This is a genomic window from Enterobacter sp. Tr-810 (genome assembly GCF_011752765.1).
Classification (GTDB): domain Bacteria; phylum Pseudomonadota; class Gammaproteobacteria; order Enterobacterales; family Enterobacteriaceae; genus Enterobacter; species Enterobacter soli.
Genome location: NZ_VWWW01000008.1, coordinates 32,491 through 46,878, shown reverse-complemented (window position 1 = coordinate 46,878; position 14,388 = coordinate 32,491). Strand labels below are relative to the sequence as shown.

Genomic DNA, 14,388 nt, shown 5'->3' with positions numbered 1-14,388 from the left:
GAATTCCTTAGAAATTACTCATCATCATATTGAGGGCCGGCATAGTTGTCGAAACGCGACCACTGTCCGTTAAAGGTCAGACGTACCGTACCGATTGGGCCGTTACGTTGTTTACCGATAATGATTTCCGCGATCCCTTTCAGGTCGCTGTTCTCGTGATAAACCTCATCACGGTAGATAAACATGATTAAGTCCGCATCCTGCTCGATGGAGCCGGATTCACGCAGGTCGGAGTTGACCGGGCGTTTGTCCGCACGTTGTTCCAGGGAGCGGTTAAGCTGTGACAGGGCCACAACAGGAACCTGTAGCTCTTTCGCTAACGCCTTCAGCGAGCGGGAAATTTCTGCGATTTCCAGCGTACGGTTGTCGGAAAGTGACGGCACGCGCATCAGTTGGAGGTAGTCGATCATAATCAGACCGATACCGCCGTGCTCGCGGGCAATACGACGCGCACGGGAGCGCACTTCCGTTGGCGTCAGGCCGGACGAGTCATCGATATAGATGTTACGTTTTTCCAGCAGGATCCCCATGGTGCCGGAGATGCGCGCCCAGTCCTCGTCATCGAGTTGACCGGTACGAATTCGGGTCTGATCCACGCGCGACAGCGATGCCAGAGAACGCATCATGATCTGTTCTGATGGCATCTCGAGGCTGAAAATCAGAACCGGTTTATCCTGCAACATCGCCGCATTTTCGACGAGGTTCATCGCAAATGTCGTTTTACCCATCGAAGGACGCGCCGCGACGATAATCAAGTCCGACGGCTGTAGGCCTGCGGTTTTCTTGTTGAGGTCGTCGTAGCCGGTATTGACGCCCGTTACGCCGTCGTGCGGCTGCTGGAAGAGCTGTTCGATACGCGCGACAGTGGCGTCGAGCACATCGGCAATATTTTTAGGGCCTTCGTCTTTATTCGCGCGACTTTCGGCAATTTTAAACACGCGTGATTCAGCCAGGTCGAGCAGATCTTCGCTGCTGCGCCCCTGTGGATCAAAGCCCGCTTCGGCAATTTCATTGGCCACCGAAATCATTTCACGAACAACAGCACGTTCGCGCACGATATCGGCATAGGCACTGATGTTCGCCGCACTTGGCGTGTTTTTTGAGAGTTCTGCCAGATAGGCAAATCCGCCACAGCTATCGAGTTGCCCAAGTCGCTCCAGCGATTCCGCGAGCGTAATCAGGTCAATCGGGCTGCCCGATTCTTGCAGGCGTGCCATTTCGGTAAAGATATGGCGGTGTGGACGGGTATAAAAGTCCTCAGACACGACGCGCTCGGCGACATCGTCCCAGCGTTCGTTGTCCAGCATTAAACCGCCCAACACCGACTGTTCCGCTTCAATCGAGTGCGGCGGGACTTTTAACCCGGCGACCTGATAATCACGCTCACGGGGTTCAGTCTGTTTGTTGAAGGGTTTGTTTCCTGCCATAGTGAATGGAGTTACCGAGATAAAGAGTGGGTCGAAAGATTACCACATTTTCTTATGGAGGAAGCATGGCAACGCGTATTGAATTTCACAAGCATGGTGGCCCTGAGGTACTCAAAGCCGTGGAGTTTACCCCCGCCGCACCGGGTGAAAACGAAGTCCAGGTTGAAAACAAAGCCATCGGCATCAACTACATCGATACCTATATTCGCGGTGGGCTCTATCCGCCACCGTCTCTGCCAAGCGGGCTGGGAACCGAAGCGGCAGGTGTGGTAATTAAAGTGGGCAGCGCCGTTAAGCACCTTAAAGAAGGTGACCGCGTGGTGTACGCGCAATCGGCACTGGGGGCTTACAGTTCCGTGCACAACGTTCCGGCCGATAAAGCCGCCCTTTTGCCTAATGCCATTTCGTTTGAACAAGCGGCGGCCTCGTTCCTGAAAGGCCTGACCGTTTACTATCTGCTGCGCAAAACCTACGAGATCAAACCCGACGAACAATTCCTGTTCCATGCCGCCGCGGGTGGCGTGGGCCTGATCGCCTGCCAGTGGGCAAAAGCATTAGGTGCGAAACTGATTGGTACCGTAGGCAATGCGCAAAAAGCACAGCGTGCATTGCAGGCTGGCGCATGGCAGGTGATTAACTACCGTGAAGAGAGCATTGTTGAGCGGCTAAAAGAGATAACCGGCGGCAAAAAAGTTCAGGTGGTGTATGACTCGGTGGGCAAAGACACCTGGGAAGCCTCGCTGGACTGCCTCCAACGCCGCGGTCTGATGGTGAGCTTCGGTAATGCGTCAGGCGCCGTGACCGGCGTTAATCTGGGCATTCTGAACCAGAAAGGCTCGCTGTATGTCACGCGCCCTTCTCTTCAGGGTTACATCACTAACCGGGAAGAGCTGGAGGAAGCCAGCAACGAGCTGTTCTCACTGATCGCCAGCGGGGTGATTAAAGTGGATGTGGCAGATGCGCAGAAATATCCGCTGGCGGATGCACAGCGCGCGCATGAGGTGCTGGAGAGTCGGGTGACGCAGGGGTCGAGTCTGCTAATTCCCTGAGCCCTAAAAAGAAATTGGGCTTCCTTTTCAGGAAGCCCTTTCTTTTTTTAGTTCGGCTGTATGTAGGGTACAGCTCGATGAATTCTTTAGCGGCAGTCATAGTGACAGAATCGATAACTAAATCCTATTCTGTTCTAAGCAATGATGCCGGAAAAGTTGCAGGTATGTGACGAACCCCTCAATACCTTAGTAACGAAAGCGGTTATTGCGCTGATAATTTTGGACTTTTGGTGATTTAATCGCCCGAATCACCCACACAACAGCAATTGCCAGCAGTAACCACGGTAACAGTTTGATCGTCAGGGCAAATAACCCACCAATAAACATGACGACCGTTGCCACCACCATCGCCGCGAGGATGCCGAGCAAGGATACGCCGGTCACCAGCAGCATGACAAAAAAGCCAATCACAAAAAGTAGTTCGAGCATGGTTCTCTCCCAGGTAATGCCCCAATGATGTATTGAGCATTACAAAAACCGTGCCAAACCTAACTCATTGTTATCAAAACAAAACGCCCCGCAACAATGTGCAGGGCGTGGTGAATTTAACTATCTTTTGGTGAAATTTATCGCTTATCAGCAACCAGACGCAGCGCGTGCTCCAGTACCTCGATGTCTGCACCGGCTTTATGTGCATTCTCACTGAGGTAACGACGCCACTGACGCGCCCCCGGGATCCCCTGGAACAGGCCAAGCATGTGGCGGGTAATGTGGCCAAGATAGGTGCCGTTGCTCAGCTCGCGTTCAATGTACGGATACATGGCTCGCACCACGGAGACCGGGTCAGTATCAGCACCTTCCACGCCAAAGATTTCACGATCAACCGTCGCCAGGATACCCGGGTTCTGGTACGCCTCACGGCCCACCATCACGCCATCCATATGGTTGAGATGCGCTTTGGCTTCTTCCAGCGATTTAATTCCGCCGTTAATCGACATCGTCAGCTGCGGGAAATCACGCTTCAGCTGATAGACGCGCGGGTAGTCCAGCGGTGGAATTTCGCGGTTCTCTTTCGGGCTAAGGCCCGAAAGCCAGGCTTTACGCGCATGGATGATAAACATCTCGCACTCGCCTTTTCCGGCAACGGTGTTGATGAAATCACACAGGAATTCATAGCTGTCCTGATCGTCGATACCGATACGTGTTTTGACCGTTACCGGTATGGAAACGACATCACGCATCGCTTTGATGCAGTCTGCAACCAGCTGCGCATTGCCCATCAGGCACGCGCCAAACATGCCGTTCTGCACGCGATCGGACGGGCAACCGACGTTGAGGTTAATCTCGTCGTAACCCCGTTCCTCAGCCAGCTTCGCGCACTGCGCCAGCGCGGCCGGATCGCTCCCACCAAGCTGCAACGCAACCGGGTGCTCTTCTTCGCTGTACGCCAGATAGTCGCCCTTTCCGTGAATGATCGCACCGGTTGTCACCATTTCGGTGTACAGCAACGTGTGGCGGGAGAGCTGACGCAGGAAGTAGCGGCAGTGTCTGTCCGTCCAGTCGAGCATCGGCGCAATGGATAAACGGTGTGCAGGATAAACAGTCTGTGATTCTGACGACATGGCGAAGTTTTAAGCATCTGGTGGAAAAGGGGCGCTACTATAGCACAGGCTCAAAAAGGATACGATTCGGCTTGATGTGATATCAAAAAATGATATCATAATTCTCAACTTGGCGGAGGATTAACATTAAATGGAATATACAAATGATGAAAACATTGAACGCCCGCCACCAAAAAACATTGCAGTTAATTTTCTCTTTACCAACACCTTGTTCTCTGGAATGGCGCAAAATTGAAGCACTTTTTATCGCGCTGGGTGCAAAAATGTCTGAAGGTAACGGCTCAAGGGTGAGATTCGAAATTAATGGAGTTGTAGCTTCGTTTCATCGTCCTCATCCGGATAAAGAAGCGAAGGTTTACCAGGTTCGCGACGCAATGGCTTTTCTCATCGCAACAGGAGTCTCTCCATGATTAACACCATGACTTATAAAGGCTATGCCGCAAAAATCGATTACAGTGATGAAGACCTGTGCTTCGTTGGGCATGTAGCAGGTATAAGAGATGTTATTGGTTTTCATGCAGATAATGTTTCTGGCCTCCGTACAGCCTTTGAAGAAGCCGTTGATGATTATCTTGCTTACTGCACAGAACAGGGTCGAGAGCCCCTGCGCCCGGCGAGCGGGAAAATCAGTTTACGAATAGCGCCGGAAATTCACTCTGCGATTAATATCGCAGCTGAAGTGTCAGGTAAAAGCGTTAACCAGTGGATCAGCGATACGCTCACTAAAGCGGCGCATGGATAAGTAAAAAGGCACCATTGCTGGTGCCTTTTGTTTTTAGAATGTCAAAGTCAGCTGTGCTCCCGCCCCCCAGGTTTCGTCTTCACCGTACAGGCCCATCAGGTCGACATGAACCGTGTTGAGCGGTGCGAACCCGACACCCGCCGTAAAGACGTTGCTGTCGTTGTTCTTCACATCTGCCCGGTAACCGGCGCGAACCGCCAGCCAGCTCAGCGGAGTGACTTCAGCACCTACGCCCACATACTGAGAGTTCTCTTCACTTTTAAAGCCTTTGGTTTCCGTCAGATCGCCATCCGCGGTCAGGGTCAGAAGATCGGTATGCCATGCTGCACCCGCAGTAACCACTGGGCTGATTTGGTAGGTATCGCGCACGCCGTCCACCTCTTTGGTGTCGATATCGCGCGAGAAGAGGTTATGCCCGGTCAGGCCGACCGTCCAGTTATCACCAAAGTCAGCGGCAATACCCGCATCGACGTTAAACCCGGTGTCGTCGTTACGGTAACGGCTGCTGTTGATGTCATCACTGTTGAAGTTATAGATAGACACCGTGTAGTTATACAGCCAGGTTTGTTGCAGCTTCGGGGTGATCCCCACAGATACTGGCACACCGCTGATATCAAACTGACGCGCCACCGCCACGCCGTAGTCTGAAACAATGGCCGCGCGACCAAAACCTTTTGATTTCAGATCGTTCGGATCAACACCAAACACAGCAGATGGCGCGGCTTCCACTGCCCGCAGTTTGTCGATATCGCCCTGATCGATGTAAGAACTCACGCGTGCACGCGCGTTGGCTTTTGCCACAAAGGCCACCGAGAGCACGTCATTAGGAATGCTTACAGCGATCCCACCACCCGCTTTACCGCTGGCGGTTTTTCCTTTCAGTGAATCCAGCTGATCGGCCAAGTCGCCTGCCGCAGAAGAAACCTCCCGCGATGCAGGGCTTAGAGGATTTAACAGATCGATAAGATTGATACTATCCAGCGTGTTGCGATAACGGTTCACGTCATCGCTGATGTCATCAATCTTATCCCGCAGATTGTCCTTATCAGAAATCTGCGCACCAATTGAGGGTAAAATGAGGGTGACGTCATCGTCAGGTTTCGCTTTTGCCAGCAATGCCGGGTTGATTAACACCCCGCTGCCATAGCTGCCCGCCGCTACGCCCGTGCCACCCATCGCGTCGCTGCGCGCTTCTGTCCAGGTATTGGCTGCTCCCGCCTGATTTGCCATAAACAGGGAGACAGCGATGCTAACCACCGAAAATTTAAAATGTTTCTTCACAGTATGCTCGTCTAATAGTCTGTTATGAAATAACCCCTGTCTGTTATCACCCAAACAGGAACGAACTATTGCTGTGAATAAGTACAAAAAGACCCGCTATTTCCCTAAGTTAAATCACCACCGGGCCTGTTGTTTTTTGTGATGGCCCTCAATATTTATAGAAGAGGAAATTATTTTCGCCCAGGTTTTCCATCGTGCGGGCCAAAAAACTGCGGCGGATGGTCTACCCACCGGTCTTCCCGCGTGGCGGCATACACCGGATTCAGCGGATAATAGATGCGGTTGTGCTTTTTGTTGGCTTCGCCGACGACCAGCAGCCGGACCTCTTCATCTGTATTGTTGATAAAGGTATGGCACACCCCGGTTCCGGCCGGAAATCCCACGCTATCACCCGGCTCCAGCTTCCACAGATAGCCATTTATCCAGGCTTCCGGGTAGCCTTCCAGCACATAGATAAACTCCTCTTCGTCGCTTTCCGCATGGGGATACGAGGTACGTCGCCCGGGCGGCAGGCGTTCGTGATGGATACCAATCCGCCCCAGGCCAAGTTTACGGGCCAGCGGTGCGCCAATGGAAAAACGCTCAGTGCTGTCGGGATAAGTAGAATCATCTGCGCCTTCTACATCGCGCCAGTGTCGAATACAGTCAGGTCTTTTCATCAGGTGTTTCCCCGGATTGCAATGCGTCAGGTATAGCACACCTGGCGGCTCTCGGTGTTTTTATCAGAACATGATAAAGTGAGGGTTTTCCATCCCATATACAGCCGAGGTGCTAAATGGATAAGTCCACAAAAGAGCTGCTGGCGCAAGCTGAGAAGCTTTGTGCGCAACGCAATGTGCGCCTGACCCCACAGCGCCTTGAGGTATTGCGTTTGATGAGCCTGCAACAAGGTGCAATCAGTGCGTATGATTTACTCGACCTGCTGCGCGAAAGCGAGCCGCAGGCCAAGCCGCCTACCGTCTATCGCGCGCTGGATTTCCTGCTGGAGCAGGGCTTTGTGCACAAGGTCGAATCAACTAACAGCTATGTGCTGTGCCATTTGTTTGATCAGCCGACCCATACCTCGGCCATGTTTATCTGCGACCGCTGTGGCGTGGTGAAAGAAGAGTGTGCGGAAGGTGTTGAAGACATTATGCATACGCTGGCAGCCAAAATGGGCTTCGCCCTGCGCCATAATGTGATTGAAGCACACGGATTATGCTCTGCGTGCGTGGAGGTCGAATCATGCAGCCATCAGGATGCCTGCCAGCATGACCACTCCATTCTGGTAAAGAAAAAACCGCGCTAACGGTAATAAATAAGGCGGCTCAGGGCCGCCCTCAGGTGTACATCCTTGTACTTGCGGGTATTACCGGTCTACCAGCGATAGTCGTTACGCTTTTCCCAGTCGCCGACTTCTTTCTCCGCCTGATCTTTGGCGTAGCCATAGCGTTCCTGGATTTTACCGACAAGCTGATCGCGCTTACCTTCGATGACCGTCATATCGTCATCTGTCAGCTTACCCCATTGCTCTTTCGCTTTACCTTTGAACTGTTTCCAGTTGCCGCTGATTTCGTCTTTATTCATCATCAGGTCCTCATCGTTAAAGAGTGAAAGGGCCGCCCGAAACCTTCATTTCATGCTGGACGTGATAATAATTTTAGACGCGTATCTGGCACTCAGGAATTTATTCAGAATCTTTTACCATCATTAGAGATCGTGATGCGATGAAAACCAGGTATTTTTTCTCCAGTGACGACGCCAGATAAACGCCAGCGAGAGGCCACGCAGAAGAAGAAAGACAGCAAGGGCCAGCCATAACCCATGATTCCCCAGATACGGCACTGTGAGCAGCGTTAAACCAAACCCAGCCGCCGCGACCGCCATGCTGTTACGCATTTCCGCGCCACGCGTTGCGCCAATGAACATCCCATCAAGCAAATAGCACCAGACGCCCACCACCGGTAAGATCACCTGCCAAATGATGTAGTGGCTTGCCAGTTCACGCAGCGCAGGTAGTGACGTGAGCAGCGCAACAATATGCTCACCAAAGCAGGCGTAGATGAGCGCAAATGCCAGCGCCACCAGCCCAGCCTGGCGACATGCGGCGCGCCAGACATCCTGCAATTGCCCGCTTTCACGCGCGCCATACGCTTGCCCGGAATGGGCTTCTACCGCATAGGCAAAGCCGTCGAGGGCGTAAGCGGTAAAGGTCAGCAGCGTCATCAGCACCGCGTTAACGGCAACGATTTCCGGGCCAAGCCGCGCGCCAAAGACGGTCAGCGCACCAAAACACAGTTGCAGTAACAGCGAGCGCAGCATGATGTCGCGGTTAAGCGCCAGCAGCTTGCGGATATTGCCGCGCCAGGCGGCCTTTAGCAGTGCAGGTGTTATGCCCCGCATCACCAGCACACGCCAGACCATCCACAGCCCGATAATCAGCGTGCCGTACTCGGCAATAGCCGTTGCCAGCGCCGCGCCCTGCACATTCATGTGCAACCCCATGACCAGCCAGAGATCGAGCACTATGTTCAGGACATTCCCGACAACCAGCAGGATAACGGGGGCACGGGCATACTGGACGCCCAGCAACCAGCCCAGCAGAACCAGATTTGCCAGCGATGCCGGGGCGCTTAGCCAGCGAATATCAAGGAAGCGCCGTGCCTGCTCCAGCACCGCTTCACTGCCACCTACAATGTGTAATGCCAGCTCAATCAGTGGGGTACGCAACAGAACGATAAGCATGCCCGCCCCCAGCGCCAGAATTAACGGCTGAACCAGCGCACGTGCCAGACGCAGGGGATCTTTTGCGCCAAAGGCCTGTGCCGTCAGCCCGGTGGTGCTCATGCGTAAAAAAAGCAGCAGCATAAAAAGGAAGCTGGTGGCCGTTGCGCCAATCGCCACGCCACCCAGATAGACCGGCGAATCCAGATGACCAATAACCGCCGTATCGACCAGCCCCAATAGCGGAACGGTGATATTGGAAAAGATCATTGGCAGTGCAAGACGCCACAATGCCTTATCAGAAGCAGTCAGCAGTGACATGAAAAATACCGGGAGTGAGAAATGAATCAGGCTACGGAGGTTCCGTAGCCTGTCAGGAAGAGATTACAGCCATTCTCCGTTGCGGATAACACCAACCGCCAGACCTTCAATGGAGAAGCTCTGTTCGCGAAGATCCACCACGATGGGGGAGAATTCGCTGTTTTCCGGCAGCAGCTGCACGGTGTTGCCCTGTTGTTTCAGGCGCTTAACGGTGACTTCATCATCAATACGCGCTACCACCACCTGGCCGTTGCGCACATCTTGTGTCTTATGAACCGCCAGCAGATCGCCATCAAGAATACCGATGTCTTTCATGGACATACCGCTTACGCGCAGCAGGAAATCCGCGCTCGGTTTGAACATGCCAGGATCAACCTGATAGTGACCTTCAATATGCTGTTGTGCGAGCAAAGGTTCACCTGCCGCGACACGGCCAACTAGCGGAATGCCCGTCTCTTCTTCTACCAGCAGACGGATGCCGCGCGAAGCGCCAGAAACAATCTCAATCACGCCTTTACGCGCCAGCGCTTTAAGGTGTTCCTCAGCAGCATTTGGAGAACGGAAGCCCAGACGCTGCGCGATTTCCGCACGCGTAGGTGGCATTCCCGTCTGGCCGATATGATCCCGGATGAGATCAAACACCTCTTGCTGCCTGGTCGTTAACGCTTTCATTCCGCCCCCTGGGTGTATATACAGTCATGCTGTGAGTATATACAGTTAAAGGCGATTTTGGAACCAAAAAGTGCACAAAAAACCAGGGACTTAATTATTCCTCGAGGCTCATCGGAAATGCGACCAAAGCAGCGTGACCCAGGTGATCACCGCAGTGATAATCGCCAACAACACGGCGGCAGACCCCATATCTTTTGCACGACCAGAGAGCTCATGGAAATCAGAGCCAATACGATCAACCACCGCCTCAATAGCGCTATTGAGAATTTCCACTATCATCACCAAAAGCACAGAACCAATAAGAAGAACGCGCGTGATGGCATCGACATCAAGGAAACAGGCAATGATGACCGCCACGATAGCGGCAACGCCTTCCTGACGAAAAGCGGCTTCATTGATCCACGCGGCACGGAAACCTTTCCATGAATAGCCGGCAGCTTTGATGATTCGGGTTAACCCAGTGGTATTATTGGCCATTAAAAGAACCTTTTATTAGAAATAGCGTCAGTAACTATAGACGCAGTGCGTTTACTGCCGCCCGAAGTATGACGGGTAACAACAGAAATTCTGCGCGCTTTCTGTTATCCTTGCGCCGCAATTGCATTATTAACCAGAGGCTTTACATCGTTTATGTCTGGCTGGCCACGAATTTACTACAAATTACTTAATTTACCATTAACCGTTCTGGTAAAAAGCAAGTCTATCCCAGCTGAACCCGCGCTGGAATTAGGGCTCGATACCTCTCGCCCTATTATGTATGTTTTGCCTTACAACTCGAAGGCAGACTTGCTCACGCTCCGCGCCCAGTGTCTGGCGCATGATTTACCCGATCCGCTTGAACCACTGGAAATCGACGGTACGCTGTTGCCGCGCTACGTGTTCATCCACGGCGGGCCGCGCGTGTTTACCTATTACACGCCAAAAGAAGAGTCCATCAAGCTGTTCCATGACTACCTCGATCTGCACCGCAGCAATCCTGATTTGGATGTGCAGATGGTGCCGGTATCGGTGATGTTTGGTCGTCGCCCTGGCCGCGAAAAAGGGGAAGAAAACCCACCGCTGCGGATGCTCAACGGCATCCAGAAATTCTTTGCGGTGTCCTGGCTTGGCCGCGACAGCTTCGTGCGTTTCTCGCCTTCTGTGTCGCTGCGCCGCATGGCAGATGAACACGGTACGGACAAAATCATCGCGCAAAAACTGGCTCGCGTGGCACGTATGCACTTTGCGCGCCAGCGCCTTGCAGCAGTAGGGCCGCGCCTCCCGGCACGTCAGGACCTGTTCAATAAACTGCTGGCGTCTAAAGCCATTGCCCGCGCCGTGGAAGACGAAGCGCGCAGCAAGAAGATTTCGCACGAGAAAGCGCAGCAGAATGCCATTGCGCTGATGGAAGAGATCGCCGCGAACTTCTCCTACGAGATGATTCGCCTGTCCGATCGTATCCTGAGCTTCACGTGGAACCGTCTCTATCAGGGGATCAACGTCCACAACGCCGAGCGCGTGCGTCAACTGGCGCATGACGGCCACGAAATTGTCTATGTGCCCTGCCACCGCAGCCACATGGATTACCTGCTGCTTTCCTATGTGCTTTACCATCAGGGCCTGGTGCCACCGCATATCGCGGCCGGTATTAACCTGAACTTCTGGCCTGCAGGGCCGATCTTCCGCCGCCTGGGTGCCTTCTTTATTCGTCGTACCTTCAAGGGCAACAAGCTCTATTCCACCGTGTTCCGCGAATATCTGGGCGAGCTGTTCAGCCGTGGTTATTCCGTTGAGTACTTCGTGGAAGGCGGGCGTTCACGTACTGGCCGCCTGCTTGATCCGAAAACCGGCACGCTGTCGATGACTATCCAGGCCATGCTGCGCGGCGGTACTCGCCCAATTACGCTGGTGCCGATTTACATCGGTTACGAGCACGTGATGGAAGTGGGTACGTACGCCAAAGAACTGCGCGGTGCGACCAAAGAGAAAGAGAGCCTGCCGCAGATGCTGCGTGGCCTGAGTAAGCTGCGTAATCTGGGTCAGGGCTATGTGAACTTCGGCGAGCCAATGCCGCTAATGAACTACCTTAACCACCACGTCCCGGAATGGCGAGAGTCAATCGACCCCATCGAAGCAATACGCCCTGCCTGGCTGACGCCAACGGTGAACGGCATTGCTGCCGAGCTGATGGTGCGTATTAACAACGCAGGTGCGGCTAACGCCATGAACCTGTGCTGTACCGCGCTGCTGGCATCACGTCAGCGTTCACTGACCCGTGAACAGCTTACCGAGCAGCTCGATTGCTATCTGGACATTATGCGTAATGTTCCGTACTCAGTGGATTCGACGGCGCCAGCCGCTACCGCCAGCGAGCTTATCGATCATGCCTTGCAGATGAATAAGTTCGAAGTTGAGAAAGATACGATTGGCGACATCATCATTCTGCCGCGCGAGCAGGCGGTGCTGATGACTTACTATCGTAACAACATCGCGCATATGCTGATGCTGCCTTCACTGATGGCCGCCATTATTACCCAGCACCGTCGCATTTCTCGTCAGGAACTGCTGCGCCATGTCGACGCACTGTACCCGATGCTGAAAGCCGAGCTGTTCCTGCGCTGGAGTAAAACCGAGCTGGCGGCAGAGCTGGATAAACTGACCGAAGAGTTGCGTCGTCAGGGGCTTATCACTGTTAATAACGACGAGTTGCATATCAACCCGTCTCGCTCCCGCACCCTGCAACTGCTGGCGGCTGGCGCGCGTGAAACCCTGCAACGCTATGCCATTACGTTCTGGTTGCTGAGCGCTAACCCATCCATCAACCGCGGCACGCTTGAGAAAGAGAGCCGCACGCTGGCACAGCGCCTGTCGGTACTGCACGGCATTAACGCGCCGGAGTTCTTCGACAAGGCAGTATTCAGCTCTTTAGTGCTGACGCTGCGTGATGAAGGGTTTATCAGTGATACCGGCGATGCCGAGCCGGAAGAGACGCTGAAGGTTTACCAGATGCTGGCTGACCTGATTACGTCTGATGTGCGTTTAACGATTGAGAGTGCGACGCAGGACGAGTGATATGAAAAAGCCGGGTGGCGGCTTCGCCTTACCCGGCCTACGATTCTGGACGATATCAAGGCCCGATAAGCGCTAGCGCCATCGGGCTTTTTTTCAGGCAAAATAGCTCATCGCCAGCCCTAAAAACAGCACCAGGCCCACGTAGTTATTATTCAGGAACGCTTTAAAGCAGGCTTCGCGCTCGCGCTTCGCAATCAGCTTTTGCTGATACACAAACAGCATCCCGGCAACCAGCACTGACCAGTAAAATTCCCAGTTCAGGGCGTTCAGGCGACCAATCGCCACCATCAGCGCCAGCACTGCAACCTGCAAAATCCCGATAATCAGTTTGTCCTGACGGCCAAACAGGATCGCCGTTGATTTAATGCCAATCTTCAGATCATCGTCACGGTCGACCATCGCGTATTGCGTATCGTACGCCACGGCCCACAGGATATTGGCGAGGAACATCAGCCAGCAGCTGAGCGGCACCGATTCGCTGACCGCCGCAAATGCCATCGGAATCGACCAGCCAAACGCAGCACCCAGCACCACCTGCGGCAGATGGGTATAGCGCTTCATAAATGGATACACCCAGGCCAGTGCCAGCGCCGCGACAGAAAGCAGGATGGTCATGGTGTTGAGGGTTAACACCAGTAAGAAGGAGAGCACCACCAGCACGATAAACAGCGTGCGCGCTTCTTTTTCCGTGACCTGGCCGCTTGGCAGTGGGCGGTTGGCCGTACGTTTCACATGGCCGTCGAATTTACGGTCGGCATAGTCGTTTACCACGCAACCTGCCGCACGCATCAGCCAGACGCCCGCGACAAACACCGCCAGGATCCACAGCGGCGGCAAACCCGGGGTTGCGACCCACAGCGCCCACAGGGTCGGCCACAACAGCAGTAACGCGCCGATGGGTTTATCAGTACGCATTAAGCGGTGATAGGCCAGCAGCTTGTTCTGCTTCAGACTCCACTCCATTTTTTCTTCCTCTCAGTACAACGGCGATGCCGGTAAAAAAAGCTCCGTCAGCATTAACGGTTTACCGCTCAGGCGAAGGCGGGAACGGCGCCCCCACAGTTCGGCATCGCGACCAATCTCAATAAAATCACGGGTAAGTTCGGAGGAGGTGAAAAGATACCGCCCCAGCGGTGTTTTCCCCAGTTGTTGCAGTGCTAATTCCGGCCCGCACAAGGTGGATTCTGGCACAACCGTCCGCCCGGCCAGCCACGGCTCGCCATCAGCACAGAGTAAAATCTCACGTAGCCAGTAGCGTTCTTCTTTTGGCAGCAGCGGCAATTCACCGGCAATCGCCTCAGGGGTAACAAATCCTTCCTGAATCAGCGTCACGGTGACCGTTTTGCCCTGTTGCTCAAAACGTTTAGTCATGGAATCTTCCAGCAGCAACCAGTCAAGTTGCTCCGGGTCAAGCGCGGGTATTTGGTCGAAATAGCGCAGCGCACGCAGTTGCGTTAGCGCAGGGTGTGACATGCCAGACTCTCCGATACATAACGTATTGGCATTGTATCGCAGAAAAGCAGATTGAGGGCGGCCAAACGTTATTTAGCGATCACTATCGCAACAATGGCGCAACAGCG

Annotated in this window: 16 protein-coding genes; 5 read left to right on the top strand and 11 right to left on the bottom strand. The window is 53.7% G+C overall.

Going from position 1 to position 14,388, the window contains the following annotated elements; all coding sequences use genetic code 11:
* Window positions 1-14 precede the first annotated feature (14 nt).
* Entirely contained in the window at window positions 15-1,427 is a 1,413-nt protein-coding gene (dnaB, locus tag F3J30_RS19420) for a replicative DNA helicase (RefSeq protein ID WP_166718268.1), read from the bottom strand.
* Between the two features lie 65 nt (window positions 1,428-1,492).
* Here dnaB and F3J30_RS19415 point away from each other — a divergent pair, with 65 nt between their 5' ends.
* Window positions 1,493-2,476, top strand: a complete 984-nt coding sequence (locus tag F3J30_RS19415) for a quinone oxidoreductase (protein ID WP_014068511.1) — start codon at window positions 1,493-1,495, stop codon at window positions 2,474-2,476.
* 186 nt (window positions 2,477-2,662) lie between these two features.
* Here the strand turns inward: F3J30_RS19415 and pspG are convergent, their stop codons facing one another.
* Together pspG and dusA are read right to left on the bottom strand one after the other, a co-directional pair.
* Window positions 2,663-2,905: an envelope stress response protein PspG gene (pspG, locus tag F3J30_RS19410; RefSeq protein WP_166718267.1), complete on the bottom strand. Its 243-nt coding sequence runs from the start codon at window positions 2,903-2,905 to the stop codon at window positions 2,663-2,665.
* A gap of 137 nt (window positions 2,906-3,042) precedes the next feature.
* Window positions 3,043-4,038, bottom strand: a complete 996-nt coding sequence (gene dusA / locus F3J30_RS19405; protein ID WP_166718266.1) for a tRNA dihydrouridine(20/20a) synthase DusA — start codon at window positions 4,036-4,038, stop codon at window positions 3,043-3,045.
* A gap of 143 nt (window positions 4,039-4,181) precedes the next feature.
* Here dusA and F3J30_RS19400 point away from each other — a divergent pair, with 143 nt between their 5' ends.
* Together F3J30_RS19400 and F3J30_RS19395 are read left to right on the top strand one after the other, a co-directional pair.
* Complete coding sequence (locus tag F3J30_RS19400; RefSeq protein ID WP_014068508.1) at window positions 4,182-4,448, top strand: type II toxin-antitoxin system HicA family toxin; 267 nt, start codon at window positions 4,182-4,184, stop codon at window positions 4,446-4,448.
* Entirely contained in the window at window positions 4,445-4,780 is a 336-nt protein-coding gene (locus F3J30_RS19395; RefSeq protein ID WP_014068507.1) for a type II toxin-antitoxin system HicB family antitoxin, read from the top strand. The genes F3J30_RS19400 and F3J30_RS19395 overlap by 4 nt, the downstream gene beginning before the upstream one ends.
* A gap of 33 nt (window positions 4,781-4,813) precedes the next feature.
* Here F3J30_RS19395 and traF read toward each other — a convergent pair whose 3' ends face one another.
* On the bottom strand, window positions 4,814-6,061 hold the full coding sequence (gene traF / locus F3J30_RS19390; RefSeq protein ID WP_166718265.1) for a conjugal transfer protein TraF: 1,248 nt from the start codon (window positions 6,059-6,061) through the stop codon (window positions 4,814-4,816).
* A gap of 170 nt (window positions 6,062-6,231) precedes the next feature.
* The gene (locus F3J30_RS19385; RefSeq protein ID WP_166718264.1) at window positions 6,232-6,720 is read right to left on the bottom strand and encodes a cupin domain-containing protein; all 489 of its coding nucleotides are present in this window, start codon (window positions 6,718-6,720) and stop codon (window positions 6,232-6,234) included.
* Between the two features lie 116 nt (window positions 6,721-6,836).
* Between F3J30_RS19385 and zur the strand changes: the two genes are divergently transcribed.
* On the top strand, window positions 6,837-7,349 hold the full coding sequence (gene zur / locus F3J30_RS19380) for a zinc uptake transcriptional repressor Zur (protein ID WP_014068504.1): 513 nt from the start codon (window positions 6,837-6,839) through the stop codon (window positions 7,347-7,349).
* A 68-nt stretch (window positions 7,350-7,417) separates the two neighbouring features.
* Here the strand turns inward: zur and F3J30_RS19375 are convergent, their stop codons facing one another.
* From F3J30_RS19375 to F3J30_RS19360, 4 genes are all read right to left on the bottom strand, one after another.
* Window positions 7,418-7,627, bottom strand: a complete 210-nt coding sequence (locus tag F3J30_RS19375) for a CsbD family protein (protein WP_028017939.1) — start codon at window positions 7,625-7,627, stop codon at window positions 7,418-7,420.
* Between the two features lie 123 nt (window positions 7,628-7,750).
* On the bottom strand, window positions 7,751-9,085 hold the full coding sequence (gene dinF / locus F3J30_RS19370) for an MATE family efflux transporter DinF (RefSeq protein ID WP_166718263.1): 1,335 nt from the start codon (window positions 9,083-9,085) through the stop codon (window positions 7,751-7,753).
* A 63-nt stretch (window positions 9,086-9,148) separates the two neighbouring features.
* Complete coding sequence (gene lexA, locus F3J30_RS19365; protein ID WP_014068501.1) at window positions 9,149-9,757, bottom strand: transcriptional repressor LexA; 609 nt, start codon at window positions 9,755-9,757, stop codon at window positions 9,149-9,151.
* Window positions 9,758-9,865: 108 nt separating this feature from the next.
* Window positions 9,866-10,234 (bottom strand): diacylglycerol kinase, encoded by a 369-nt coding sequence (locus F3J30_RS19360; RefSeq protein ID WP_014068500.1) that lies wholly within the window; start codon window positions 10,232-10,234, stop codon window positions 9,866-9,868.
* A 153-nt stretch (window positions 10,235-10,387) separates the two neighbouring features.
* On the opposite strand from F3J30_RS19360, the gene plsB reads away from it, so the two are divergent.
* Window positions 10,388-12,808, top strand: a complete 2,421-nt coding sequence (gene plsB, locus F3J30_RS19355; protein WP_166718262.1) for a glycerol-3-phosphate 1-O-acyltransferase PlsB — start codon at window positions 10,388-10,390, stop codon at window positions 12,806-12,808.
* Window positions 12,809-12,901: 93 nt separating this feature from the next.
* On the opposite strand, the gene ubiA is transcribed toward plsB, so the two are convergent.
* Together ubiA and ubiC are read right to left on the bottom strand one after the other, a co-directional pair.
* Window positions 12,902-13,771 (bottom strand): 4-hydroxybenzoate octaprenyltransferase, encoded by an 870-nt coding sequence (gene ubiA / locus F3J30_RS19350; protein ID WP_166718261.1) that lies wholly within the window; start codon window positions 13,769-13,771, stop codon window positions 12,902-12,904.
* Window positions 13,772-13,783: 12 nt separating this feature from the next.
* Window positions 13,784-14,281 (bottom strand): chorismate lyase, encoded by a 498-nt coding sequence (gene ubiC / locus F3J30_RS19345; protein ID WP_166718260.1) that lies wholly within the window; start codon window positions 14,279-14,281, stop codon window positions 13,784-13,786.
* Between the last annotated feature and the right edge of the window lie 107 nt (window positions 14,282-14,388).